The organism is Prochlorococcus marinus str. MIT 9211 (assembly GCF_000018585.1).
Classification (GTDB): Bacteria; Cyanobacteriota; Cyanobacteriia; order PCC-6307; family Cyanobiaceae; genus Prochlorococcus_D; species Prochlorococcus_D marinus_B.
Window position 1 is genome coordinate 1,303,345 of record NC_009976.1, and the last position, 25,796, is coordinate 1,329,140.

Here is a 25,796-nt window from a genome sequence, read left to right on the forward strand (position 1 = left end):
TGACTGGCAACAACTCGCCATAAAAAAAGAGAGTTTGAAATGCTCCTATTTCAATCACCTTGCAATAAAAGCAAAAGCAGTCATCAAAATTGCTGAAGCAAAAACCCCTATCGATACAAGGCCAATCACCTTGCCTGTATCTAAATAAACAGAAATCTTCAAAAGCTCATTCTTTTCTTCTCTCTTCTTTTCAGAAACCGTTTTTAATTTCTGTATTGGCTTTTGTTGAGCATTTGAAGCCGCTTTCTTATCTGCAGCGGCTTTCTTGGCGGCAGCGGCTTTCTTATCTGCAGCTGCCTTCTTATCTGCAGCTGCTTTCTTATCTGCAGCGGCTTTCTTGGCGGCAGCGGCTTGCCTTTCTGCAGCGGCTTTCTTATCTGCAGCTGCCTTCTTATCTGCAGCGGCTTTCTTGGCGGCAGCGGCTTGCCTTTCTGCAGCGGCTTTCTTATCTGCAGCTGCCTTCTTGGCGGCAGCGGCTTTCTTATCTGCAGCGGCTTGCCTTTCTGCAGCGGCTTTCTTATCTGCAGCTGCCTTCTTGGCGGCAGCGGCTTGCCTTTCTGCAGCTGCTTTCTTGGCGGCAGCGGCTTGCCTTTCTGCAGCTGCTTTCTTATCTGCAGCAGCTTTCTTGGCGGCAGCGGCTTGCCTTTCTGCAGCTGCTTTCTTATCTGCAGCGGCTTTCTTGGCGGCAGCGGCTTGCCTTTCTGCAGCTGCTTTCTTATCTGCAGCGGCTTTCTTGGCGGCAGCGGCTTGCCTTTCTGCAGCTGCCTTCTTGGCGGCAGCGGCTTGCCTTTCTGCAGCTGCCTTCTTGGCGGCAGCGGCTTTCTTGGCGGCAGCGGCTTGCCTTTCTGCAGCTGCTTTCTTATCTGCAGCAGCTTTCTTGGCGGCAGCGGCTTTCTTATCTGCAGCGGCTTGCCTTTCTGCAGCGGCTTTCTTATCTGCAGCTGCCTTCTTGGCGGCAGCGGCTTGCCTTTCTGCAGCTGCCTTCTTGGCGGCAGCGGCTTGCCTTTCTGCAGCGGCTTTCTTATCTGCAGCTGCCTTCTTGGCGGCAGCGGCTTGCCTTTCTGCAGCTGCTTTCTTATCTGCAGCGGCTTTCTTGGCGGCAGCGGCTTGCCTTTCTGCAGCTGCCTTCTTGGCGGCAGCGGCTTGCCTTTCTGCAGCTGCCTTCTTGGCGGCAGCGGCTTGTTTATCAACTCCTTGTTTGCTTGCTGCCACTTGTAAGTCCATATTGTATGTATTGATTTATTCAAGCACTCTTATCGTTTCTAAAAGGCCTTCTCTTTTAAAGGTAAATCAACTGCATTGATAGCTTTAAATTCATCAAGTTTCAACCTTTAGCAACTATATGAAGGATCAATCAATTGAGAAAGAGAGCGACTTTAAGCCACCAGGCTTGAAAACGCTAATTTACTAAACAATGTCAAATTGGATCAGTATACGCGAACCCAATTAACAAGTAGATACAAATTAATTAGATATTTATTAAATAGTCAATCAACTTATCAGGATAGATTAAGATATAATCCCCCCCTTAAATAACAAGGGTCAGCATATCAAGAGTAGCACTAACGAACCTTCAAGATTTTATCGATACTTTTTTATAGTTATAAAAACTTTCTATTTGCTTATTTAAAGAGAAAAGCATAGAGTTGATGGTTCTAAGCTCTCTCTCTAATTGAATTTTTTTATGTTGCAAAATTGAAAGTCTTCTTTTAACCTCAAGTTGTCGCCTCTTTCGATATCCATCTTTCTGCAAATGAGAATTTTTTAGTTCACAATTGCCATCGCTGGAATAATGATTAATCATTTGGGTTATCCTTTATTTTTTTTATAATTAAGACCTAAATACCAAGCCCCTCCTAACTACTTGGACTTATTTATTAGGGTGATTTACCCAGGGTCCTATTAGATATGTAATCAAAACCTGGACTGTTGTAAATCCGTCTTTACGCTCGAGTATTTCAACCTCGGTTTTTCTTACCAGGTGATTATTACCTAGCATTTACTCCTATAACAAGGAAATATGAATTTCAAATGCCTATCTTTTCGCCTTTTACATCAAGGTCTCTGCCGGTTAGGAAAAGTACTTTTTAGTCCTGTCTTCCAAATCTAAAACCAGATCCAAGGATTACAGAAGAGTAGATCTCATAGAAATTGAGATAAGTATTACAAATATTACAATGACAACAAGGTCTTGCTAAGTATTATTAGATAAGTTTATTACCATGATTTTGAAGACTATTCCATATCTAAAGGGTACAAAAGACTACAGTGCGATCAACTTAAATCAACTGAAGATAGTTGGAGCATTAATTCATGAAGCGAGGCAACAACAGAATATTTCCATTGAAGCTCTTTCTGAAGATTTAAGAATTAATAAAGAAAAGCTTGTTGCAATAGAGAGTGCCCAGCTCGATTTATTGCCAGAAAGAGTCTTAATAATAGGGATGACAAAGAGAATAGCTGAAAGATTAAAACTAAGCAGTGATGATCTTATTAGCAAATTGAAAGACAATCCTTCACAGGAAAATGAAGAGTTGCCAACTCAAATTGAAAAGTCTATATATCAAAATGTCGTTGATTTTATTAAGATTTCAAAAGATGTCTTAATGAACTTTTTATACAAACAAACCTCTAAAGATAGAAACGGCCTGATAAACATATCTGAGTCAAATAAACCAATTGATAACTGGGAAGAGAAAGTAATTGCAGTTGAGCTTAAGGCTAAAGAAGCAAAAAGAAAGTGGGAAGAGAAAAAAGCTGCTCAATCCCTAACATTAAAAAAAGAGAATGAAGTCACTCAAGATATCAAGAGTATTGATGACCTAGAAAAGCCTATAAAGACGAATGGGAAAGAAGATCTTAAAGCAAACCCTGATCTAAAAGGCTCTATAGAAGAAGAAGAAAATAGCCAAGGCATTGAAACAAACCCTGATCTAAAAGGCTCTATAGAAGAAGAAGAAAATAGCCAAGGCATTGAAACAAATGCTGGTCTAAAAGACTCTATAGAAGAAGAAAATAGCCAAGATATTAAAACAAATGCTGATCTAAAAGACTCTATAGAAGAAGAAAACAATAACAATGAATCTTCTTTGAAAACATTAATAGTTTCGGGAGGTCAAGTAATAGAGAAAATTTTCACACAACCAAATGGTGAAAATATAAGTGTCAAAAAGAAAGATTAAATTAAGTCCCTTACTAAAAATTAGCAAGTCAAGGCACTAGGATTAATAAATTACTGATTTACTAATTCTTAAGTAATGCTTACCAAGGGAGTTCTTCCCCATTTGAATGCCAAAAAGTTCCTGAATTATCAAGTGTCAATGAATCAATCCTTGAAAGAAGGCCAATTACAGATTCCTGAGGTGACACCCCATTGGGAGTAAAACCTGTCATTCGAGTACTTACCAATCCAGGGTGCAAGAGAGCAACAGCTATGCCATTTGGCTTTAAGTCAATAGATAAAGATTTGCCAGCCATACAAAGCGCAACTTTGGACATCCTGTATCCATAAGAGCCCCCTGAAGTATTGTCATCTATAGATCCCATTCGACTTGTCATAAAGACAACTTTTGAACCTTTACTCATATTTTCAAGAAATGCATGAGTAAAACATAAAGGGCTCAATGCATTAACTTCAAATTGGCGGGTAACACTTTGTGGGTCAAGATTTGACAAAGAATTAAACTCTGCTATCCCAGCATTTTGAATTAATATGTCTATATTAATACCTTCTAATTTTTTCTTAAGCGTTAGAACTGATGCACCTGAAGTTATATCAACTCCAGATTCAACTCTTACACCAAGATCATCTAAATCTGCAGATGAAGTCCTGCATGTTGCAATAACATTATCTCCTCTTTTTTTCAACTGCCGACAGTACTCTAATCCAAGTCCTCGGTTAGAGCCTGTTATTAAGTAAGTAGACAAGGTGGCATTGCAGTTGACTAGACTTTAATTGAACTTAAGTAATGATGGATAATAATAATTAGTAACTTTACTAATTAGGTTTTAAATAATTAATTAATACTTCAAATTTTAGAAAGGCAAATCAAACATTCTCTCTAAGCCTACAAAGCTGCGCTTTAGGGAACTCGCAAAAAAAAACCCCGTCCTAAGACGGGGTCACACTATTGCTAAATAGTAGTTTCTAAGTTGATGGTGCAGACCTTAGTTTTGCTCCAATATCCTTGAAATTGAAGCCCATTGCACGAAGTGCATGCCAAAGGTGTCCTTGCAATGCAAAGAATCCTGCAATGTAATGGAAGTTTGCAGTCCAACAACGTCCAGAATGACCCAATGGAGCTATTCCATTGCTGTAATCAATAGAATCAACAAAAGCTGGCGCTACTACAAATGCACGGTTCAAAGGTTCTCCATAGAACTCAACAGGAAAAACAGTCGTGTTTTGTGAAACCCAGAAAGAAGCAACAATAGCCATCCAACCTATACCAGCAAGACTGAAAGAAAGAATGCCTTCAGCAGAAAGTAAACCTGCACCCTTGAGTTTGTCGTAAGAACCAAGGCGCTTGTCTTCCCATTTTGTTGAACCAGCTATTGCATGAAAACAACCACCAATAATCTCAACAAATGCTAAGAAGGCATGACCTCCCATAACATCTTCAAGGCTGTCGATGGTTAAGAAATTAACCTGTCTTTCCCAAATCATTGATAAGTCAAGATTGTAATTGACTTGTCTTACTGCGCCAATTGCAGGGTCATATATTCCATGAATCCTTGCCCATTCAACAAACCAAGCACAAGCAATCCCAAATAGAATTAAGTGGTGACCAAGAATAAAAGTTTGATTATCTGGGTTATCCCATTCTAGTTTGAACTTTCTTGCTTGAGCCACACTGCTTTTCTGCATGTCATCTGGGAAATAAATGGCATGCATTAAGCCACCAGCTCCATAAACCATGGAGAGGATGAGATGAACAATTGCAATAGTTAATACTCCTGCACCAGTCCAAACTCCTGCTTCGTCAAAACCAATACCTATAGATGCCAAGTGGGGAAGGAAGATAAGCCCTTGGTCACCCATAGGTAAAGAGGGGTCAAAACGTGATAGTTCAAAAAGTGTGTTTGAACCAGCCCCAAAAGCGATCATGCCTGTATGCGCTGCATGCGAGGCAATAAATCGACCAGATCGGTTGGTAACAGAAGCATTACCAGCCCAATAGTCATAAGTGACATCTGGATTACCGTAGGTCTGCATAATTTTTTTGAGCGAAAAAATGCGCTAATCAAACGAACATTACATGTAGTTTCTTCTATTTGGACGGAATACTTAAAGGTTTTTATTTGTTTGTCAATGTATCTAGTTCTTTTCCCATCCGAAAAGCTGATGTAAAGTCACTCAACGCGGGTTTGGCAAAGGAGCCCACCTGGGTTATCTATAAAACAAAATTCCTATCCAATTCAATGATTGATCCAACTCACTTCCTTGATTTCGCGACACAGCTACCTCACCCATCTGACATAGGCCTAATCAAGCCATCATCAGGATTTAATCTTGGGGCAGCGCTTGCTGGATTAGGAGCCTTTTTTGGCGCTTCGCAATTTTTCTATTACGCCCAGCAAGAAGACAATTAATTTAATTTCATCAACTAAAGTAATTAGGCAGAAGATTCCTACCTAAAGGGTTGAAAGCTGAGAATTATTCTCAGCTTTTTTACTGAGTAGAAAATATTCTAAGGAGTTTTAAAGCGCAAAGGAAATATTCTACTGAGCTATTCAATGTATTAGATCAAATCTAATAAGAGGAGACTTCTATTAGCAGCAAAAATGAATTATCAACTCTTACTAGAATATTATTCCTCAGGAACAAATTTCACTTTGCAAGAGATAGATCTTTTAGATATAGAGCTCTATTCTCAATTGGAAAGCATAAAAGTATCCTCATCTCAAGGTTGTCTTGAAGTGGCTCCAGATCATATATCTAAGGCTTGTAGTGTTTGCAGAGGTAGTCTCTGGATTACCTGCCTAGCTGCTGTCTTAGATAAAATCAAGCCTCCTTCTTTAGGAACTCAAGCAAGAGGGTCAAAGGTATTTGATGAATTAATCAAAAATGGCTATTTGGCTATTGATTAAGTCAAATTTATATTTATAAGCATTTAGCAAAAATTTTATATACAACAGTCTTAGAATATTATAATTCTATTAAATCAAATAAATGGAGAAAAGAAATCTAAAAAGGATCATTCAGGATCTTGAGAATTTACTAAACGAATTAAAGAGCGAAGTTTACTCAGACAAAGAAGCTTATGTTCATCCATGGTATGAGCAAACAGGTAATTCACCCCAACGAATTCACTCGCAGGATGACGATGGATATGCTGACTGAATCAAACTGGCAAGACTGAGAATAATCAGTGGCCTAGCTTCAAGGCATCAATGGAATATTACTAGTTTGATATCCTGATAAAGAAAAAATAATAGTTAATACAATAGTATTTTCATCAAAACTGGGCTTAAAACAGTCGGAATCTATGAACTACCAATGTCGGGATTGCATCTATATCTACAAAGGAGAGAATGGAGATCCCATACACGGAATTCCGGCAGGAACTAAATTTGAAGACTTACCTTTGGATTGGAAATGTCCTATTTGTGGAGCAATGAAAGAAAGGTTTAAATCGCTTTGATGGTAATTATACGAAAGCTTTAGCAAAATTTCGTAATGATAGAAAGTCCACGAAAAGAGTTCATGCAAAAATTCTTTTACTTATCCAAAAAGTATCAGGAGAACACACCTTCACACATAATTGCAGAAATTCTGCGAGATTATGCAGAAAGGTTGGATGGATACCATGTCCTTACTCAAAACTATTGCCATTTGTTTAATTATTGGTTGGCTACTCTCAAAAGGAATGCTTTTCCTTATAGCTCAGTTAGGGTAAAGGTATAGGAGAATCGAGTTCCAAAAGCAACTTTAACTTCAAAATCTTGCGCTGAGAAAGAAATTGGCTGCTTAATCAATCAGCCCTTGCTAGAAATTAATTAGATACTGTCTTCCCATGGAGCATAACTATCTCATGAATCTTGCTGTCCCTTTAGTTGGTATAGCACCTCTTTTCATATTCTTTATTCTCAGGCCAAAGAAGAAAACCACTAAAAAGTGGACAAGACCCGTTTCCTAAGACAGGTTCCGCTGACTAGAGTGGATAGATTTATATAAAGAGTAAAAGTAAATCCAGAAGAGAAGAACTGGGGAATACTTTCAAGATTATTGCCTTATCAATCACGTTTATGTTGAATACGATTATTTTGATTTGGTACTTTTTCTTCTCAAGGCTAATCAAATAAACTGCATCGCTTAGTTATAAGGTGCAGTATTTAATAGATAAAGCTCAAACTAAAAAGTCAGGCCTATGGGAGAAGCAAAAAGAAGACAAGACCAAGGATTGGCACCTAAAAATCCCAATAAGGATTTAAGACCAAAAGCACCAGGTCTATTAATCAAGTTTCCCAGACTGCCTTTGTACTTAGGGGTGCTTTTAGCTATTTATCTCATTTTCGATTGGATCAAATTAAATTCAGCTGTCCAATAAAAAACCATCATCAGCAATAAACGAAGCTTGTAGGGATGTAGAAACCTCTCATCAACTAGATTCACAAATCATAAAGTCATTCCTAGAAGTTGAAGGCGAATAAAATTTCCAATGAAAGTTATCTAGGTCTCATCCCTCTAAGGACAACTAGAGTAATAAAATCTTCTTTTCAAAAGCCTTGAGTGTCTAGCTTTGATGGGTCAACTAAGTCTCCTATCTCTTATTACATTGCGAAGACTGGCAATATCCAGACAATCTATTAACCTTGTTTTAAAAGATTTATGGTAATGAAAACAAGTAATTATCAAAAGAACGATTCTTTTCAAAAGGCAACCGCTCTCGCAAAAAAATTGACGGCGTTTTTCAAATTGAAGGATTCAAAAGTTGGTTTCTTTTCTGGAAAAGACTCTAAAAGTAAAGACCCGATAGCAAAGGATATGGAGAGAGGCGAATGGGATAAAAAAGTTCTTGAAAGACAATTAAAGACTCAAGAAGCTAAGAAAGCTTGGGAGCAAAAAAAAGTTCAATCTATTCAAGAACCTTCTCAAGATATCAACTCCATTGAAGTTCTTGAAGAGCAAAGCCCATTAAGAGAAAAAAAAGCTGCTGAAGAGAAAAAAGCTGCTGAAGAGAAAAAAGCTGCTGAAGAGAAAAAAGCTGCTGAAGAGAAAAAAGCTGCTGAAGAGAAAAAAGCTGCTGAAGAGAAAAAAGTTGCTGAAAAAAGCAAAACAACTCTAAACAATGCCACAAGTTCATCGTTAGGAATCTTGAAGGTATCGGGTGAAAAGGTTTTTGAAAAGATTTACAGAATGCAGATGCTGCCGAAATCTGGAAATGCGATGGGTTCATCTCTAGAAACCTTAAAAACTTCTGGCAGTCAATTCTTCAACAAATTATCTAAGCTACCCAACTCAAGTAATGCTAGGGAAAAGACTCTTGAAGCCCTGAAAGTTTCAGGTAATAAAATCTTTGAAAAAATTCCAAAAATGCCTAAGTCAAGTCATGCAACGGGTTCATCCATGGAGGTCTTAAAGACGTCTGGAAGTAAAATCTTTGAAAAGTTATCGAAGATCCCCAAATCAAGTCATGCCATGGGATCCCCGCTAGGAAACTTAAATGATTCTGAAAGTCAATCGTAATTCTTACTTATGGCGAGACCTATGTTTTTAGATATAACAAATACAAGTTGCAAGGTTTTGCATGTCAACTTCTAGCCTAAAAATTGTTGATAATGAAAAAATGATAGAGCTCACTCCATATATATATAGAGAATTACTCACCTATAATCCTCAAAGGACCAGCTACCTTAGTGATTCTATTTATTTATCTACTTACCGAATGAGCCATCATAAAAGGAAAGCTGCCTAACATCACTATTTTATTTTTCGTACAAAAAAAAGATTTTAGAAAGGTAACTCTTTAAATATGGAGCTTCTAAAAGGAGCTGCAGGTCTATTAAATAGCAGCTATAAGCGAGCTTGGAGACAAGTAAAAGATCGCCAATAAGAGTCCTAGGAGTGATGTTGACACACCAAACAATGAAGATCGAACCATCGCAACCCATAATGATGGCGACTGGTTTAATGCCAATAAAGTTGATACTGCAATCAAAGCAATCACAAGAATTACTGCAACTACAGCCATGGAACTAACTAGGACAAGAGAGGATTTGTCATTGATGCTGATGAAGAGGTCTGTGGAATGTTTAAAGGGTGCATTTGCTTCACGGTTACATGACATGAGTCCTATAGCTCATGTCATGCGCATTATCCTGCTTAGACAACTACTGACTTGATGAATTGAAACGACTTAAATCAAGATTGTTGGAAAGATAATTGCCTATGAACTCATGACCAGCTTTGTATGGATGAATTACGTCGTGAAACCATCGAATCTCTGGATTTTCATTGTATTCTCTCTTGAATGCTTCATAGATTTCGATATGTCTAATTTCCAGAGTGTTCAAGATCTTAATGATCGCAGATTGCTGCAATTCATCAATAGTTAAATCCGATTCTAATTGCGCCTGAGAAGGGAAAATTATGACTACCAACTTTGCCCCTATTGATTCAGAAAAATTCTTGATGTCCAGCAGATGTTTTTTTGTATAGTGCAAGTCAACTGGCTTGACGTCCTTTAGAAGGTACATACCATTGTTCTCAGTTTTTTTGATTAATCGATTTTTTGCTTCTACTAGAAGATGATAAATCTTGGTCTTCCGCAAAATTCTTTTAACCTTTTCGGAAATCGGGACTTCATTTGTCCTGATTGCCTTAAGGCCAGTGTTTTTGTCAGCTGTTTCATCAAGATAGTTGTATATATTCCAATTTGACAGATTTGGGTCGAAGTATCTGAGATAAATATTCTGAGCTGTGTCGTTCAGGCAATAGCCTAATATGATGAGCTTAGCGTTGAGGTCTGAGTCGTATTTTGACTTCAAAAGCTCATACGCATGTTTTGTGTTGTAAGAGCCAACTCCTAAATTGTAAGTTGTAATACCAGTCTTCTTTTCTAGAACTGCTCCAAATGTTTCTGCTGTTTCAACAGAAGAACCCTCTACGATTGAATCGCCAATTAAAATAATACTTGCATTTGATGTTGTTTCTTTATTGAAACCTCTAAACCCATTTTTATCCGTATCGAATGTGAAGTTATAGTTGTCATTTCCTCGTAAAGTTACTGAAATATTTTTGTGATGATGAAAAACATAAGGCTTATCTCGCTCATCGCTGTAGATTTGATGGTACTCCTTTTTATGTGAGTTTGAGACATATATGAAATCCTTTCGGCGATACGGAGAGACCCCTCTGTGAGTGCTATCGGTATGAGCAATGAAGTTGTTGCCAATGCAAAATTAATCGCTTTGGAAGAAGGTTTCATTGCTCTAGAAGATTGAATAGATAAATGGTGCAACTACTGATCCCTGAGTAATCACAATAAGTGTCCCCATCAGGACGATAGTAATGATCAATGGTGCCAACCAATACTTTTTTCGGACTTTCAAAAAGTCCCAGATGTCCTTAACAAGATCAAGAAATGCTTCCATGCATCAAAAGATGCGGGTGAGGTCGGTGTGGTGGCCTTTTCTATTTTCTCTGTAAGTCTCTTCACCTTTTCGTCGACGTCTTAGTGGATCATGTCCACAAAGTCGCATTACATAAGCAATGGGTTGAAGAACAACAATGAAAACCAATCCAAGGATAATGTGACTGTTAACCCATCCAAGTCCATGCCCAAATACCATCCAACCTTTATATGGATAATAAAGTAGACGAGGTGCAGTCAGTCCCAGAATTATCCCTGGCACGCCTACCCAAAGTGTCCATGCTCTGAATTCATGCCCCACAAAAGCGGGCAGCATCCAACCAATTAGAGCTGGGAATCCGAATCCAATTAGGAAACCGAATTCGCGGAGTTGTTTTGTAGAAATCTTTTCTTTCATGGTCAATCGAGTTCAAACTCCTGCATCCAGGATTCGTCCTTTTCAACTCTGGGTTGTTCAATTTTGAAGAGAATTTGGTTCTCAAGAACCAAGACATCCATCTCTGTTCTCATAAAGCACCTATAGGCGAAACCTATTTTCGCCCTGACTAATGCATATGGAGAAAATGTAGGAGTATTAACTTTCTCGGGTAACTTGTTTACTCTTGAGTTGATCATGAGCCAAAAAGAGATTCTCTTTCACTCTTATTGATGAATATAAAGCTGGCCAAAAGAAAATCCATAAAATATTCCAAATATATTATCTTTGATATGAAGGTTAAGTTTTTGAATGTCTAACGAATCTAATGTAGAGAATAATTTGCAAGGCATTCCTGTCACAATTTTGACAGGGTTCCTTGGAGCAGGTAAAACAACTCTTCTCAATCATATTTTAACTAGTCAAGAAAAACTAAAAACAGCAGTTTTGGTAAATGAGTTTGGCGAAATAGGGATAGACAATGACTTAATTGTGAAAACTGGTGAAGACATTATTGAGCTTACAAATGGATGCATTTGCTGCACAATTAACGGCGAACTATTAGAAGCTATCAATAAAATATTAGATACTAATAAAGATGTTGAATACATAGTAGTTGAGACTACTGGACTAGCGGATCCTTTGCCAGTAGCAATGACAATTAATGATGTCAGGGACAAGCTAAGACTTGACTCTATTATTACATTAATTGATGCAGATAATTTTAATGATGATATTTTAGATAGCCAGATTGCTCGTTCTCAGATTATATATGGGGATATTCTATTGATCAATAAATGTGACCTAGTTTCAGAGGAAAGATTGGCCGATATCGAGTCAAAGTTATCTACAATCAAAACAGATCCAAGACTTCTCAGAAGTATTAATGCGAATGTGCCTTTAGCTTTATTCCTAAGCGTAGGGTTATTCCAGTCAGATCTTATAGCTAACAATCTGACTAAACATGAGCATGAGCATGAGCATGAGCATGAGCATGAGCATGAGCATGAGCATGAGCATGAGCATGGTGAGAATTCTATAGAAGGTTATACTTCATTCTCATTTCAAACGTATCATCCATTTTCTCTAAGAAGTTTTCAGAATTTCTTAGATAATCAATTGCCCTCTACTGTCTATCGAGCCAAAGGTTTACTTTGGTTTACAGAAAGTGAAATAACTCATATATTTCATTTGTCAGGGAAAAGATTCACTCTTGATGATACAGAAAGGGTAGTCAAAAGAGAAAATAAGATTGTTCTTATAGGCAAAGATATTCAACATGAAGAATTAAAAAGACAACTGGAAGCTTGTATAGATTCCAGAAAATAGACTACAGGTTAAAACATAATAATCAAATAAATACTATACCAATTCCCAATACTGTTGTTAGCGTTAATAGCAACGTTTGCAAATTAATCTTCTCTCCTTCGTAACTTGAAAAGAAAAGTGCAATAACTGGGGAAGTGCTTAAAAGGGTCCAACTTAGTCCAATAGGGAGTAATCTGAAAACATTTTGCTGTAACACAATTCCTATATTTGTGCCTATAAATGTTGCATATAAAATATTGAGCTGTCTATGTAAAGGCAATGTTTTAATAGGCTCAATAAAGTTATTACTTAAGAAAGGAAGCATTCCGATAATGCTCCCAAGTAATCTGATTTCCGTCGTTTGAAATGGATTCAGATCAGAAGTAGTAAGCACAAATCTTGACAATGTAGCTGCAATCACAGCACATAATATAGAAAGGAAAGCGTAAGTAAAGCCTTTCTTTTTATCAATATTAGCTTTTCTATCTTGAATACTTTCTGTATTTTGAAGAGCCACTCCTATCAAAGACATACTTACTAGAAGCACACCCAGCCATACTTTCATAGCAAGCATCTCTTTCAAAAGAATTGAGCCTAAAAGCGTCGCAAGAATTGGCGAGATAGCTTCAACAGTAAGTGTCCGACGTGTCCCTAGTTCTTTTAAAGAAATTATATAAAAAGTATCTCCAAGAGAAATTCCAATGATTCCACTTAATAAAAGAATCAATATTTCTTTAAAACTAGATTGAAAGTCGAAAGTTAATATCACTGGGGTGAAAATAACGAAAGCAATTATATTTTTCGTGATGTTTATTTGTGCAGCCGAAAAATATTTAGCCTGCTGTCTCCACAAATAACACGCGTATGTCCAAGAACCAGCTGCTCCTAAGGCAGAAACAATACCTAGCAAAACTTACTTTTCTGAATCTTCAACTTGTTCGGTCTTCTCTTGACTCGTTTGAGTTTTATGTTTGGAATAAGGGCAATCACCATCACCGCCCCAACCCCAAGCGAGTAAAGGGGAAGTACTCATTGAAACCGCAAATGCCAATGTAAGAATTTTTTTCACTAGGGTATTGAAATTTATATCCATCTTAAATAGTTTTCAGAGAAGTCGAGAGTCAACTTTATTTCCATTGATATGGTTGCACTGGCAATGTTTATTATCAAACTCCTAATTGAATTAACCATCAAGGCTTCTGTTCAGAAATAGCAAAACGCCAGAAAAAATAAATGGTTTATTCGATCTATCAATTGGAATTAAAGCTTATTACTCTCAGAGAATTTCCTTGAATGAGTTTATCTGAATAAAATTTCTTATCAATTTTAAACTCAATTCCCATAACTTTTCTCTGAGTTCCATATTTAAAGCTAATGGTGCTACACGACATAATTTTGGATAACCTCTGAAATTAAACCGAGGTCCATATTGTTCACCACTTTTTGCGTTCGGATCAGTTGCAGCAAGAAGTTGAGGAAGAGACCCCATGGCTGAACTCTGGAACATAGGGCCCATTAATTTGTAAGCGAAGCCCTCTTGCCAAGATCCATTAGCGGCTACTGATGCTATCTGCAAGTTTGTTCGAGCTAAGCCTGGATGCGAAGAAAGCGAGGCAACATTGCAATTTGATTTCTTTAATCTCTTATGAAGTTCTAAAGCGAACATTACATTCGCCAATTTACTTTGAGAATAAGAAGCCCATCGATCATAATGATTATTTCCCTGAAGATCATTCCAATTAATTTTGCCCATATATTGAGCTCCAGACGATACGGTAACGACTCTTGCACCATCTTGTTTGGACATTAATGGCAACAATTTAAGAGTCAATGCCATATGACTCAGATGATTTACAGCAAATTGAAGTTCCAAGCCTTGTTTGCTCAAGGTAAATGGTGGAGCCATAACACCGGCATTGTTAATCAAAAGATCCAATTTTTTATATTTAATAGCGATTTGATCTGCAGCTCTATCTACTTGATTTAAATCCCCAAGGTCTATTTCTAATAATTCAATATTGGCAGAAGGAGTTTGCTCAAGAAGCTTCTGCCGAGCTAGTTCAGCTTTTTGCATGGTACGACAGCCAAGAATTACTCCTGCACCTTTGTTAAGCAAAAATCTTGCAGTGTCAAAGCCAAGCCCACTATTAGCTCCAGTCACGAGTACTATGCGACCTTCTTGATTAGGGATTGAGTCGACTGACCAGATCATTTGATTAAGTTAAGATGAAAAATTCTAATGAAATTGGTTTACGGTTTTTGCTGCATCCTCATTCTTACGGCAATTAAGACTATTCGATAGTATTTCGATTATTAACCAACGAGTTCTATGACAGAAGAGAACAAAGCCGAAAAGAAGCATTGTGGAAGCAAGAAAGGCGCAATGCTCGCTTATGGATTTATCCAGTTGGGAACTGGTGTTATCTCCGCATTATCCCTATCTGCAATAGCCTTAAGCTTTTGCGCAATAAAGCAAGAGTCAAAAGTTTTCAATGAATGCGTTAAAGAGTTTAAGGGCAGTGGCAAAAGTACATCCGCTGCAGTTCGCTTTTGCAATGGGGGTTAACTAAAAAGCTGCTTTGTATTGAAATAAAGCAGCCAAGTCAAGAAAAAAGCCCGCTAATCAATAGCGAGCTCCTAATTAATCGGTCTAAAAAGGGTTCCTAAATAAACCTATTAATTATGAAACCTTTTAAGGCAGAAGACATTGAGTCATCAAATAATTTTCCCATTGACTCCAAACCGTTCGGTAGATACGACAATGGATCACCTCCGTAATGAAACTGATTAAAACCTAGCTAAAAAAGAGATTGCTTTTGCAAGCATTAAGACAATCTTCCAAATACAAACAAGCTAATTTCTGAACAGATAGAAATTTTTAGGTCTTTAGTATCAAGTAATAGAGATCAGCAACCAATTAAGGATCCCTATACAAGGATCCCAAAACCACTTTTTAGAAAAATCAATCAAAAGAATCTTTCTAAAACCCCATCCATGACGATATAAAAGCTGGGATTGGAAGTTTAGAGTTAATAACTTCCAATAAAGCCATGTCAAATTGATGGACTGCGGGGATGGTTCGATCCAAAAGGAAAATTGCAAGATATGGTATGTTCATGGCGATCTGCCAGCGCCATTTATAAGTAAGAACTCCCCAAACCTTTTTGGCATAAGTCTTTTGGCGACCAGTCAGCCTTTCCCAGTTATTGAGTGCAAACTGTTTTATACGTTCTTGAGGCCCAATCTCGGAAAAGCCACTTTGTGATTGCATTACTAAATCCAAAGAAGTGATATTTATACCCCATACAGCTAGTCGACTGCGACTCATGTCAGTACAGTTTTAAAATTGTTGAGCATTAGAAATATATAAAAGATAATCAAAGCGAAATGAATCTCACCTTGATCAATACAATTCCACCTTCCAATAAGATTTTTTCTTAGGTCACTGGATAAGGGGGGGTAATTAACTACTGAACAATCAATCCTTCAAACCTATTAAAAAAAGTGGGGATGAACCGAAAAATATACGCTCCTAAAATTTTTAATCCCAAAGTACTTGATGGATGATTTTTGAAAAAGCTCTTTCATAGATTTTATGTCTTCAATGGGCTTAAATTCGTAGAGCCAATTATTGTCTATTTACCAACATCATGAGTGATTCAATGCAGAAAGCTTTCTTAGGAGTTATTGCCTTAGGAGTTTCTTGTATCGCGATCGAATTAATCCCTGTATCTAGGCAGGCTGCATCTTGGAACCTTTGCCTTGATAGCACTATTGGATGGATTAATGAAAAGCCAGATCTAACCAAGTGGAGCAACAAAGCCAAAGAATCTCTTGCAGTAGGAGTATGTAATGGAGCGGTATATGAACCAAAGTTGAAAACTGTTAGCAATTAATGCTTGCATTCCTAGCAAAAAGCTTTCTTTTTGAGAAGCCTATAGGGGCAAAAGAAATAGCATGAACTGTTGGGTGAAGTTCCTAATACTTTGAGAAGTATTGCGGATATAACTAAAGGGAACAATGCCAACTAGGTCAAAAAATGTTCAGAATATTTATTCTAAGACTTGAGGCTGAGAGCTATAAAATTTAGAGATTCAACCAAATAGAAATAACAAATGGGCAAAGTTTTCACGGCTGAATATGTCAAAAAAGCTCAAAAAGATGCTGAATGGGCATACAAAAATGTAATAGAAAAGTTCTATTATTCCATGTTGGAAGTTGTTTTCCTAAGAATCAAAAGTCATTTAAGTGCAGAGGGCTTAAAAAAAGTTTTTGAAATAGACGAGAACAAAGCTAAAAATGAAGCCTTGGGTATTGAATTTAGTCAAAGAACCTAGAAAGTTTTAGCAGAATCTTGGCTAAGCGCAGAAGCTCTGGCTATAACAAAAATATCTGATCTTTATGGACTAGAAACCTCTGATCTGGATATTTCTAAAATCAAAAAATCCAATGAATGCTAAACAGAGGTTAATGCCGTCAAACTATTAAAGAATTGAACACAACCTCATTAAAGAGAATGTACTTAATAATTCTTGCCAACAGTTGATTGTTGCCTAACTAGTTCAAAGAATTCTTGTTTAAGGATTGGATCATGTCGAAAATCCCCCCTAACCACTGAATTAATCATGCTAGTGTCTGGCTCCTTAACTCCTCTCCATTTCATACAGTAATGCTGAGCCTTCACAATAATTCCCAAACCTTTTGGCTCACATAAATTTTCAATTTCATCAGCAAGGATCATTACTGCTTCTTCCTGAATATGAGGCCTCGAAAAAACCCAATCTGCAACTCTTGCAAACTTTGAAAGGCCAATTACTTTCTCTCCAGGCTTAATTCCTATCCAGCAATCACCCAAAATTGGTACCAAATGGTGAGAGCAAGCTGAGCGGACTGTTATAGGCCCAACTGTATATATTTCATCTAGGTTTTTATCATTAGGAAAACTAGTAACTTTTGGTTGTTTATGATATCTGCCTTTAAAGACCTCATTGATATACATCCTAGAAACCCTTTCTGCAGTTTCTTGAGTGTTATGGTCATTATCTACATCAATTAAAAGTGTCTTAAGTAATTCTCTTACTCTAGATGCAACCTCCTTCTCTAAGGTTTCCAACTCGCCTGGATAGATATAATCTGCGATATTATCATTAGCATGAAATCTAACTTTGTCAGACTTAATACGAGAGCGAATTATTTCTGAAACTAATTTGCAAGAAATTTGATCTTCATGCCCCTCATTAATATTTTGATTTGGTTGTGTAGAAGTCATAAATAACTTTTAGATCAAAAAAATTCAGATCTCCGGTAGTTGAAAAACAAAATCAGAATGGCTTATTGATTATAAGGCCTAATAGCATAAGATTTTGCCCAGGGTGCAAACTATACTAATTAATGTGCCAATACGCAAAGGGCTTCCCCCCCCCAGAACCCACAAACCAAGGCAGTTACTTATTAAATAAAGTAGTAACAACGCTACTTTGGAAAATATCCTTAGTGAAACTGGGGTTTTATAGAAATCTTCAGTCCCTGAGTAGTGAATCAAAAACCAAAGCCAGTCACCGAATCGAAATTTCTGAGCTCGAAAAATTGATTAAGCCATATGGATCATTTTGACGAATGCTAGGGAATAGCACTTGATGCTGCTTGAACAAGTAGTAGCTGCAGTTAATTTGGTATATTTTATGCCTACTTCTCTTGTGGGGACTCTATCTATCTATACTGATACAGATATTCAAGGAAGAATTCTCCACATTCTCGATAGTTGATCTTATTTCTTGAGATATGAGCATAAAAGCCTAGTTTGCAGCAATTATAATTGAGATGTAGTCAAGATATTGAAGTGGACAATTAATGATCAAAATAAAACAATGATGTCAAATTATCTTAGCCAACTAATCAGTCAACATAAAGACTTTCCTAAGAAAGGAATTGTCTTCAAAGATGTTTTACCACTTCTACAACATCCAAATGAATTAGAGGGGCTAATTCAGGGCATGTCTACAGGTCAAATATTTGAATCATCAGATGCAATTGTCTCCATTGATGCAAGAGGTTTTATTTTTGGAACTGCAATATCAATGAAATTATCTAAACCAATGATTGTTGCCAGGAAACCTGGCAAGTTACCTGGGGAACTTATAACGCATTCCTATGAACTGGAATATGGCCAGAACTCACTTTCAATCCAAAAAAAAGCAATAGAAAATTACCAGTCATTTGTAATTGTTGATGATTTATTAGCTACTGGTGGGACAGCAATGTGCGTTTCAGAAATGCTGAAAGAGGCAGGCAAAGACATAACAGGTTTATCAGTGGTTGTTGAGTTGGGCCAACTCAACGCTAGAGCTTATCTACCATTCCCTGTAGAATCACAAATAATTTTCTAGCAATTAACTACAACTCTCATCAGAAAGAGTAGGGGATTGACCTTGTCTACTACTAATAATATTTGCCAAATATTGCCCCACTAGTCCTAGTAAGGAAGTTCAGGGTCTTCTTTATTGATAGGAATCCAACTCCAATCACTGCAGATGGTTATTTAACCAATCATATATAAGGCAACGATCGCATTGAACAGACTTTTATGCATTATTGGAGCATCAATGGTTAGGTAATCAACAGGTCACGATGCTAACCAGTTTTAAACCAATAAGGAATTGCAAAAACGAAATTAGAGGCTCAGCAAATAATCGTATTGACTAACCAGCCAGGCAACTGAACCAACCACTTCACAGTCCTTAATATTTGGTGTTATATTTTGTTACATCTGTTCGTCGAACGGATTAATCCAGCGCTTCGCTCTTAAGCATTGCTTTGGAAAGTGGCCATGATTGGGTTCATGTTTATTTTCGGCACATGCCTTCTCGCTGGTCAAATCATCCTGCTTATTGCTAAGCAGCTACATCTCAATTACAACCACCTTTTTTATTTGTAATGACTCCTCAAGCAGAAAAACTTAATGGCTGGGCAGCAATGCTTGGTTTTGTTGCAGCCTTTGGCGCATATGTCACTACAGGCCAAATTATTCCTGGAGTTTTTTGACAATGGAATTTAACCCTTTTAAGCCTTTGCAGCAATTTGTTCAGGCTGCTTACAAAAAAATCTCTACAAATTAGTTTTTGGATCAATATTAAATGGGAATAGATGTAAGTTATTACTTACATTTATTTCATCTGCAATTATCCCTCCAAAGTAATTGGTATGGATCCACAGGAATCAACTAACTTTTTGAAGATATAAGCAAGTTACTGCGCTACACCTTGGGTATTTAGTTGACACTGGCAAGCTAAGTTTAGTCTATAACTTTGTTTTTTTAGCTAATCATCCATGCTCGCCTAGCTAGGGGAGTCGACTTTAAATAACAGGGATCGATTAAGAATATCGGTTCCAAATTCAATCAATATTTCATATCATTTCTCAATTTGATTTAAGAATTTTCTGCTTCTTTGATGTCTTGCATTTGAGAAAAAGGTATCTGGAGTAGATGTCTCAATTACTTTCCCAGAATCCATAAACAAAACTCTATCTGCAACTTCCTTAGCAAAGCTAATCTCATGTGTTACCACAACCATAGTCATTCCATTCCCAGCAAGAGTTCGCATCACATCTAACACTTCATGAACTCTTTCTGGGTCTAAAGCACTAGTAGGCTCATCAAACAAAAGCAAGTCGGGTTTAAGTGCTAAGGATCTTGCTATTGCTACTCTTTGTTGCTCTCCACCACTAAGTTGACTTGGGTATTTCATCGCCTGCTGAGCTATTCCCATTTGTTCAAGCAAGTGAATAGCATCTTCTTCAGCTTCTATTCGCTTACACTTCTGTACTTGAATAGGTGCAAGAGTTATATTTTCTAAGATCGAAAGGTGAGGGAATAAATTAAATTGCTGAAAAACCATCCCTACACGTTTTCTTATTTCACGTACATTACGTTCATTGTAAGCTGAATCCAAGGGGATCCCTACAACTTCAAGTTTTCCAGAATTAAAAGCTTCTAATCCATTAAATGTCCGTATAAGTGTACTTTTCCCAGAACCGGAGGGGCCCATAATTACAAGAACTTCTTTTTTGTAAACTGCCATGGAAATATCATCAAGCGCTCGTAATCCTTTTGGATAAACTTTCACTAAATTTGAAGCTTTAATTACATGATTAGTCATTTGTTTAAGAGTGAGATTTTCCAATCTTCATTCTCTGTTCAATATGTCTAGAGAGAATAGCTATAACGGTGCATACAAGCCAATAGATTAAAGCAAGCCATACATAGACCTCTACATAACGGCCGATGAACTCAGGGTTAGCAAGTATACTTCTACTAATACCAAGTAATTCCACTAATCCCAATATTGCCATTAAAGAAGTGTTCTGAAGAAGTCCTATAGCTTGATTTGCAAGAGCAGGTATTGCGATAGTTATAGCCTGAGGAAGAACAATGAATTGCTTAATTTGAAAATCAGTTAATCCAAGGGCTTTTGCCGCCTCTATTTGACTAGTAGGGATCGCCTGCAAGCCTCCGCGTATATCCTCTGCCACATAAGCCGAAACGAATAAAGCAAAAGCTATTACAGCCCTAAGGACTCTATTTATTTCTAATCCAAAAGGGAGAAATAAAGGTATTAAAAGCTGACCAAAAAATAAAATCGCGATTAAAGGGATAGCTCGTAAAGTATCTATATATATTGCACTTAAATATTTAATTAAAAAGTGTTCACTTTGTCTTCCAATTGCAAAAATCATTCCCAAAGGAAAAGCTATTAATGCACTAGATGCCATCAAAAAAAGTGTAAGAGTCAAACCACCCCAATATCTACTAGAAATAGGCAATAGCCCAAGACCACCAGAAAGAAGATAGATCCCTACTGGAACTGCACTTATCCAAGCTATAGGTATAAGTTTACGAACCCAAGGCAAGCCTGGTCTTAAAAGTGTAACCGTTGTAAGTGCCAATAAGCTAAACAACCAAAGGGTTGGTCGCCACCTTTGATCAGGGGGGAAAATCCCAAAGGTATATAACGAAAGGTTATGCGTGACTACTGTCCAGTTCGCTCGAAAAAATAACCATTGGAGTAAGTTTTTCAAGAGAAAGCCAATACAAAAAATAAAGGAAAGAGTTATCAGGCCATCGAATACATTAGAGAATCCAACCCTCCTAACATAATTAATTTTTTCAGATAGGTGATTCATATATATTGTTAGTTAGCGCTTTATAAATTTGAGAATTAAAGTATTAATTATCTCCATTAGATTACTTATAATAAGGTTTAAAAATAAGAACCCTGTTAAAAGTAAAATAAATCCCTCAACAGCTCTACCAGTTTGAGTTATAACTGTATCACTTATTGCATAAATATCAGCATAGCCAACAGCTATTGCTAAAGTACTATTTTTTGCAAGATTTAAATATTGACTTGTCAACCCTGGCAATATTGCAGGTAGTGCTTGAGGCATTATAACTTTATACAAGCCTGCAGTCTCAGACAAGCCAAGGCTTCTGAAAGCCTCCCATTGCCCCTTAGCAACAGACTGAATACCTCCTCTAACGACTTCAGATATATAAGCACCAGTAAAAACACTTAGTCCCAATAACAAAGCTGAGAACTCAGCCGAGAAATTAAAGCCTAAAAAGATAAGGCCTTGGTTAGATATTTCCACGATATTATTAATAGGATAAAATGAATTGCTAATACTTAAGAAACCTACAAAATACCAAAACATAAGCTGCAACAAAAGAGGTATTTGTCGAATTAAGCTTACATAAGCTGACGAAAGTAAGCCAATTAAAATGTTATTACCTGTCCTTGCAATACCTACTAGAAATCCTATAATAGTAGCTATTAGCAAAGAAGCAAAGATAACTTTTAAACTATTTAACCAGCCCATAAATATCGCCCATAAATAGCTATCAGATGGTGAGTATTTCAAGGAGTGCTCAGCTAATGCGAACCCAGCCGGACGAAGCAACCAACCAAAGTTAATACCAAGGCCTGCTCTCAAAAGATTTACTGAAAGGTTATTGATTAAAATCGCTAATATTAGAAAAATTCCGGCACATATAGCCCCTTGCAAAACGATAGCTTTTCTTCTTTCCAAAGATTAATTAAAAGGAGGTGATATTTGAACACCTCCTTTTATATAAAGCTCATTTAACCCACGAGGTATAGGAACATTACTATTAGGGCCTAAGTGTCTGTTATAAATTTCTCCATAATTCCCAGTTGCTCTAATTACATTCACAACAAAACTATTATCTAACCCTATTTTCTCCCCAAGATCACCCTCAACACCAAGAAATCTTCTTAGTGGTTTCAATTGAGGGTTAGCCTTTGCGGTTTTTAATTTCTCATTAATGTTGACTTTAGTAATCCCCTTTTCTTCAGCTGATATAAGAGAGTAAATGACCCACCTCATTGCATCTCCAAGTTTCTGGTCTGCTCCTAATGAAGCAGGTGCGAGAGGTTCCTTACTTAAAATATCTTTAAGAATAATATGCTCTTTAGGATTGCTAAAACCAGATCTGGCTGCTGCCAATTGAGAACGATCTGAAGTCATAGCGGCACATCTTCCTTGTAAATACCCAGCGACTACTTGATTTAGGTCTTGATATTTTATAGGAGTATATGGAATAGATCTTGCCTCAAAAGCGTCGTTTATATTTTGCTCAGTAGTCGTTCCAGAGCCTACGCATATTGGTTGATTAACAAGGTCATCAATACTAGATATAGAGCTATTCTTTTTTACCATTAACCCTTGACCATCATGAAATACAACTGGTGCAAAAGTTAGTCCGTTCCCCCCAAAGAATCTCTGCTTAGAGTAAGAGTGGTATTACGTGACAAAAGGTCAATTTCTCCTGTTCTAACAGCTGTAAATCTTTCTGCAGCAGTTAATGGCCTGTATTGAACGTTATCTGAATCACCTGTAAAAGCAGCAGCAAATGCTTTGCATATATCAATATCTATCCCTTGATAATTGCCATCACTTTCAAGGAAGCTGAAACCTGGTATCTTTCCACTAATGCCACATATGAGTTCGTTTCGTTCTTTTATTAAACCAAGTCTAGATACGTCGTTTTCATTTGTTGTAGCACAACCCACTAAAAGCATTGACATGCTCGTGATCCCTGCAAAAAAACGTCTCATTTCGTGTCCAATTCCTAATTAACTTTCTAGCAGATTCAGTAAGTCTTTTAAATCCTCAAAGGAAGAATCCATACATAGATGCAATCTCCTCTCTCAAGTAAGTATCTATTCTCTGCCACTTCAAATTAAATGAAATAAAGAGAAGAGATGAACTAATGAGTTCTCATTAGAGATCTAATGAACCGCACATTTTTAAATGTGTTTTAAACGACAGATATTATTTGGGAATGTCAACACTCCCCAATGGAGAGAAAAAATTCACTACTGCAGGTATCAAAAAAAGAACTGTCATTAATCTGACAGCATGCAAGGCTGCAACTGCTGCACCAACCCCAAACTCCTCTCCTACAAGACTCATTCCGATAGTCCCTCCAGGCGCTGCTCCTAATAGAGCTACGATTGTTGATACTCCAAAGAATCGATGAATAAATAATCCAACAAGAATTCCCGTTATCATCAAGCTGAAAGTTATAACTAGTGCTGGTTTCCAAAGCACTAGCAATTCTTCTATTGTCCCTTTATTAATTCCAGTACCAATAACTGTTCCTATCCCTATTCCAAGTACCGTTTTAGTACCTAAAGGCCAAGCTGCGACATCAAGCTGACCACTAATGCTTAACAAGCCAGCACCTAACATAGCTCCTAAAAGTGGTGCGGCAGGGATCCCACTTAGAAGCATTAACGAACCCAAAGTTGCACCAGCAAGTAGGTATATCGACAAAGTCATTAAAGAAGGCATTTAAAACAAATGAGAGATATATCCAAGTCTCTCGGTTAAATGGTGGATGATCAATGTCATCTGGTTAGAAATCTCTCCAAAGAAACACTTCAAGTAAATTCCCTTCGCGAGAAATAACTGAAGTATTTGTTCAAAGACAACTTAGAGACGTTGCAAAAGTGGTTTAGAGAAAATAGTGTGAGTCATAAGAAAGCGCATGAATTAGATGGCTAACACTCCAGATATAAAAACCTTAGACTGGACTAAAATTTTTAACGGTGTTGCCCTGCTTTTATGTTGTTTATCTCTTGCCTTTATTGCTCTTTACTTGCGTCCAGTAGCCCAATGGGCAACTAATCAAAATGTCTGTGTTGCTCAAGAAGTCGCCAAGTCTCAGGCTCCCATTTCATGGGGAGTCAGAAAGTGCAATGGACGTTCCAAGGTATACCAGGTGAAATGAAAGGTTAAACGTCAGTAAATTGCTATGACTAAGATCAAAAATCGACTAAAAAGTAATTCACCTGGTCCATTTTTTGTTAATTCAAGTTGTATTGATTGTGGGAGTTGCTGGCAGTTAGATCCGGAACACTTTGCACAGACTGGTAGCAGCTCTTGTGTTCACACTCAGCCAAAAGGACAACAAGAAATTGCTCAAGCTTATTTAGCTCTAATCGACTGTCCTGTAGCAGCAATCTGCGCTCCAAAAGAGTTGACAGCAAACTTATCTGCTGATGCGTTCCCGATAATGGTTACTAAGCATTCTGCTGGAGATGTCTATTACTGTGGCTGGAGTTCCAAGCGTAGCTTTGGTGCTAGTAGCTGGCTTATTCTTGGTAAAAAAGGCAACGTACTTATCGACTCTCCGCGCTGGAGTGCTCCACTTGCTAAAAAAATTAAAAAGATGGGCGGCATTAATACCATAGTTCTAACTCATCGAGATGATGTAGCAGACCACGCTAATTGGGCCAAAGCTTTTAACTGTGCAAGGTGGATTCACCAAGATGATGCAGACGCAGCACCTGAAGCAGAAAAGCAAGTCAAAGGACTAGACGCTCTTCCCCTGGGAGAACACCTCACGCTAATTCCAACGCCTGGCCATACAAAAGGTTCTATGGTCGCTGTACTTGGCGATCAACAGCAAATTCTTTTTAGTGGAGATCACCTTTGGTGGAATAAGGAAAGGGAAGCGATAGTTGCATCAAAAGACTATTGCTGGTGGGATTGGAGCGAGCAATTGAAATCAGTAAAAAGACTTCTAGATCTAAAAATCAGCTGGTTATTACCTGGCCATGGCTCTGCCCATCAATTCATGCCTGGACAATGGAAGGAGGCTCTAGAAAAAACATTGCGACATGCAGAAAGAACAAGCCCAAATTCAAATATTGAAGATTTTACTTGACTCCTAGAACTAATTATTTCTCTACTAATTTTATGAGTCGTATAGCTTCTAATCATCAAAAATTATCGTCTTCGTTTAAGGATCACAAAATTGGCAAATAATAGTATTTCTTTTTGGGTATATGTTTTCATTGCAATAACGGTTTTATCTAGCTTTAAATACTTCGAGAATACGAAAGCAGTATTCATTAGAATTGGCTCTTAGTTTGTCTAGGAGGGTAAGGTAA

Annotated in this window: 32 protein-coding genes and 1 pseudogene; 15 read left to right on the forward strand and 18 right to left on the reverse strand. The window is 37.4% G+C overall.

Annotated features, from left to right (window positions below; translation table 11 throughout):
* Positions 1-54: 54 nt before the first annotated feature.
* The gene (locus tag P9211_RS07050) at positions 55-1,224 is read right to left on the reverse strand and encodes a hypothetical protein (protein WP_012196000.1); all 1,170 of its coding nucleotides are present in this window, start codon (positions 1,222-1,224) and stop codon (positions 55-57) included.
* 998 nt (positions 1,225-2,222) lie between these two features.
* Here P9211_RS07050 and P9211_RS09125 point away from each other — a divergent pair.
* Entirely contained in the window at positions 2,223-3,182 is a 960-nt protein-coding gene (locus P9211_RS09125; protein ID WP_012196003.1) for a helix-turn-helix domain-containing protein, read from the forward strand.
* Between the two features lie 79 nt (positions 3,183-3,261).
* Here the strand turns inward: P9211_RS09125 and P9211_RS07065 are convergent, their stop codons facing one another.
* A complete protein-coding gene (locus P9211_RS07065; RefSeq protein WP_012196004.1) occupies positions 3,262-3,927 on the reverse strand; it encodes an SDR family oxidoreductase in 666 nt (221 codons plus the stop codon).
* Between the two features lie 220 nt (positions 3,928-4,147).
* Positions 4,148-5,215 (reverse strand): chlorophyll a/b binding light-harvesting protein, encoded by a 1,068-nt coding sequence (locus tag P9211_RS07070; protein WP_012196005.1) that lies wholly within the window; start codon positions 5,213-5,215, stop codon positions 4,148-4,150.
* Between the two features lie 206 nt (positions 5,216-5,421).
* On the opposite strand from P9211_RS07070, the gene P9211_RS09800 reads away from it, so the two are divergent.
* From P9211_RS09800 to P9211_RS07090, 6 genes are all read left to right on the forward strand, one after another.
* Positions 5,422-5,592 carry a hypothetical protein gene (locus tag P9211_RS09800; protein ID WP_012196006.1) on the forward strand — a complete coding sequence of 57 codons (171 nt, stop codon included), beginning with the start codon at positions 5,422-5,424 and terminating at the stop codon, positions 5,590-5,592.
* A 192-nt stretch (positions 5,593-5,784) separates the two neighbouring features.
* The gene (locus P9211_RS07080; RefSeq protein ID WP_012196007.1) at positions 5,785-6,090 is read left to right on the forward strand and encodes a hypothetical protein; all 306 of its coding nucleotides are present in this window, start codon (positions 5,785-5,787) and stop codon (positions 6,088-6,090) included.
* A gap of 82 nt (positions 6,091-6,172) precedes the next feature.
* Entirely contained in the window at positions 6,173-6,343 is a 171-nt protein-coding gene (locus P9211_RS09805; protein WP_012196008.1) for a hypothetical protein, read from the forward strand.
* Between the two features lie 145 nt (positions 6,344-6,488).
* A complete protein-coding gene (locus P9211_RS09400; protein WP_086934888.1) occupies positions 6,489-6,644 on the forward strand; it encodes a rubredoxin in 156 nt (51 codons plus the stop codon).
* Between the two features lie 726 nt (positions 6,645-7,370).
* On the forward strand, positions 7,371-7,550 hold the full coding sequence (locus P9211_RS07085) for a hypothetical protein (protein ID WP_012196010.1): 180 nt from the start codon (positions 7,371-7,373) through the stop codon (positions 7,548-7,550).
* A 287-nt stretch (positions 7,551-7,837) separates the two neighbouring features.
* Positions 7,838-8,689 (forward strand): hypothetical protein, encoded by an 852-nt coding sequence (locus P9211_RS07090; protein WP_143703350.1) that lies wholly within the window; start codon positions 7,838-7,840, stop codon positions 8,687-8,689.
* A gap of 316 nt (positions 8,690-9,005) precedes the next feature.
* Here the strand turns inward: P9211_RS07090 and P9211_RS07095 are convergent, their stop codons facing one another.
* From P9211_RS07095 to P9211_RS07110, 5 genes are read right to left on the reverse strand one after another with little or no spacing between them, the layout of a single operon-like run.
* On the reverse strand, positions 9,006-9,290 hold the full coding sequence (locus P9211_RS07095) for a hypothetical protein (protein ID WP_012196012.1): 285 nt from the start codon (positions 9,288-9,290) through the stop codon (positions 9,006-9,008).
* 43 nt (positions 9,291-9,333) lie between these two features.
* Positions 9,334-10,398: an SGNH/GDSL hydrolase family protein gene (locus P9211_RS10020; RefSeq protein WP_343205516.1), complete on the reverse strand. Its 1,065-nt coding sequence runs from the start codon at positions 10,396-10,398 to the stop codon at positions 9,334-9,336.
* Positions 10,399-10,434: 36 nt separating this feature from the next.
* Positions 10,435-10,596, reverse strand: a complete 162-nt coding sequence (locus tag P9211_RS09875; protein WP_012196014.1) for a DUF5989 family protein — start codon at positions 10,594-10,596, stop codon at positions 10,435-10,437.
* A gap of 3 nt (positions 10,597-10,599) precedes the next feature.
* Positions 10,600-10,992: an SxtJ family membrane protein gene (locus P9211_RS07105; protein WP_012196015.1), complete on the reverse strand. Its 393-nt coding sequence runs from the start codon at positions 10,990-10,992 to the stop codon at positions 10,600-10,602.
* Positions 10,993-10,994: 2 nt separating this feature from the next.
* On the reverse strand, positions 10,995-11,210 hold the full coding sequence (locus P9211_RS07110; RefSeq protein ID WP_012196016.1) for a hypothetical protein: 216 nt from the start codon (positions 11,208-11,210) through the stop codon (positions 10,995-10,997).
* A 112-nt stretch (positions 11,211-11,322) separates the two neighbouring features.
* Here P9211_RS07110 and P9211_RS07115 point away from each other — a divergent pair, with 112 nt between their 5' ends.
* Positions 11,323-12,339: a CobW family GTP-binding protein gene (locus P9211_RS07115; RefSeq protein ID WP_012196017.1), complete on the forward strand. Its 1,017-nt coding sequence runs from the start codon at positions 11,323-11,325 to the stop codon at positions 12,337-12,339.
* A 22-nt stretch (positions 12,340-12,361) separates the two neighbouring features.
* Here the strand turns inward: P9211_RS07115 and P9211_RS07120 are convergent, their stop codons facing one another.
* The 3 genes from P9211_RS07120 to P9211_RS07130 all read right to left on the reverse strand — a co-directional run bounded on the left by P9211_RS07120 (position 12,362) and on the right by P9211_RS07130 (position 14,530).
* Positions 12,362-13,228: an EamA family transporter gene (locus P9211_RS07120; protein ID WP_012196018.1), complete on the reverse strand. Its 867-nt coding sequence runs from the start codon at positions 13,226-13,228 to the stop codon at positions 12,362-12,364.
* A gap of 3 nt (positions 13,229-13,231) precedes the next feature.
* Positions 13,232-13,387 (reverse strand): hypothetical protein, encoded by a 156-nt coding sequence (locus tag P9211_RS09810; RefSeq protein ID WP_193328931.1) that lies wholly within the window; start codon positions 13,385-13,387, stop codon positions 13,232-13,234.
* Between the two features lie 207 nt (positions 13,388-13,594).
* Positions 13,595-14,530, reverse strand: a complete 936-nt coding sequence (locus tag P9211_RS07130) for an oxidoreductase (protein WP_012196020.1) — start codon at positions 14,528-14,530, stop codon at positions 13,595-13,597.
* 117 nt (positions 14,531-14,647) lie between these two features.
* On the opposite strand from P9211_RS07130, the gene P9211_RS07135 reads away from it, so the two are divergent.
* Positions 14,648-14,884, forward strand: a complete 237-nt coding sequence (locus P9211_RS07135; RefSeq protein ID WP_012196021.1) for a hypothetical protein — start codon at positions 14,648-14,650, stop codon at positions 14,882-14,884.
* Between the two features lie 414 nt (positions 14,885-15,298).
* Here P9211_RS07135 and P9211_RS07140 read toward each other — a convergent pair whose 3' ends face one another.
* Positions 15,299-15,646: a hypothetical protein gene (locus P9211_RS07140; RefSeq protein ID WP_012196022.1), complete on the reverse strand. Its 348-nt coding sequence runs from the start codon at positions 15,644-15,646 to the stop codon at positions 15,299-15,301.
* A 334-nt stretch (positions 15,647-15,980) separates the two neighbouring features.
* Between P9211_RS07140 and P9211_RS07145 the strand changes: the two genes are divergently transcribed.
* Positions 15,981-16,214 carry a hypothetical protein gene (locus P9211_RS07145; RefSeq protein WP_012196023.1) on the forward strand — a complete coding sequence of 78 codons (234 nt, stop codon included), beginning with the start codon at positions 15,981-15,983 and terminating at the stop codon, positions 16,212-16,214.
* Positions 16,215-16,433: 219 nt separating this feature from the next.
* The gene (locus tag P9211_RS09880; protein ID WP_012196024.1) at positions 16,434-16,655 is read left to right on the forward strand and encodes a hypothetical protein; all 222 of its coding nucleotides are present in this window, start codon (positions 16,434-16,436) and stop codon (positions 16,653-16,655) included.
* A 185-nt stretch (positions 16,656-16,840) separates the two neighbouring features.
* Here the strand turns inward: P9211_RS09880 and folE are convergent, their stop codons facing one another.
* On the reverse strand, positions 16,841-17,587 hold the full coding sequence (gene folE, locus P9211_RS07155) for a GTP cyclohydrolase I (protein ID WP_012196025.1): 747 nt from the start codon (positions 17,585-17,587) through the stop codon (positions 16,841-16,843).
* A 598-nt stretch (positions 17,588-18,185) separates the two neighbouring features.
* On the opposite strand from folE, the gene P9211_RS07160 reads away from it, so the two are divergent.
* Together P9211_RS07160 and P9211_RS07165 are read left to right on the forward strand one after the other, a co-directional pair.
* A complete protein-coding gene (locus tag P9211_RS07160) occupies positions 18,186-18,704 on the forward strand; it encodes an adenine phosphoribosyltransferase (RefSeq protein WP_012196026.1) in 519 nt (172 codons plus the stop codon).
* 547 nt (positions 18,705-19,251) lie between these two features.
* Complete coding sequence (locus P9211_RS07165) at positions 19,252-19,359, forward strand: high light inducible protein (protein ID WP_012196027.1); 108 nt, start codon at positions 19,252-19,254, stop codon at positions 19,357-19,359.
* 368 nt (positions 19,360-19,727) lie between these two features.
* On the opposite strand, the gene P9211_RS07170 is transcribed toward P9211_RS07165, so the two are convergent.
* The 5 genes and pseudogenes from P9211_RS07170 to P9211_RS07190 form a co-directional block, all read right to left on the reverse strand.
* The gene (locus P9211_RS07170) at positions 19,728-20,474 is read right to left on the reverse strand and encodes an amino acid ABC transporter ATP-binding protein (protein ID WP_012196028.1); all 747 of its coding nucleotides are present in this window, start codon (positions 20,472-20,474) and stop codon (positions 19,728-19,730) included.
* Positions 20,475-20,478: 4 nt separating this feature from the next.
* Positions 20,479-21,498, reverse strand: a complete 1,020-nt coding sequence (locus P9211_RS07175) for an amino acid ABC transporter permease (RefSeq protein ID WP_012196029.1) — start codon at positions 21,496-21,498, stop codon at positions 20,479-20,481.
* Positions 21,499-21,510: 12 nt separating this feature from the next.
* A complete protein-coding gene (locus P9211_RS07180; protein ID WP_012196030.1) occupies positions 21,511-22,404 on the reverse strand; it encodes an ABC transporter permease subunit in 894 nt (297 codons plus the stop codon).
* Between the two features lie 3 nt (positions 22,405-22,407).
* Positions 22,408-23,453: pseudogene (locus P9211_RS07185) on the reverse strand (amino acid ABC transporter substrate-binding protein).
* A gap of 217 nt (positions 23,454-23,670) precedes the next feature.
* Positions 23,671-24,192 (reverse strand): AbrB family transcriptional regulator, encoded by a 522-nt coding sequence (locus tag P9211_RS07190; protein WP_012196033.1) that lies wholly within the window; start codon positions 24,190-24,192, stop codon positions 23,671-23,673.
* 205 nt (positions 24,193-24,397) lie between these two features.
* Here P9211_RS07190 and P9211_RS07195 point away from each other — a divergent pair, with 205 nt between their 5' ends.
* Together P9211_RS07195 and P9211_RS07200 are read left to right on the forward strand one after the other, a co-directional pair.
* Positions 24,398-24,631, forward strand: coding sequence for a hypothetical protein (locus tag P9211_RS07195; RefSeq protein WP_012196034.1), 234 nt, complete (start codon positions 24,398-24,400; stop codon positions 24,629-24,631).
* A gap of 24 nt (positions 24,632-24,655) precedes the next feature.
* A complete protein-coding gene (locus P9211_RS07200) occupies positions 24,656-25,570 on the forward strand; it encodes an MBL fold metallo-hydrolase (RefSeq protein ID WP_012196035.1) in 915 nt (304 codons plus the stop codon).
* The last annotated feature ends 226 nt before the right edge of the window (positions 25,571-25,796 follow it).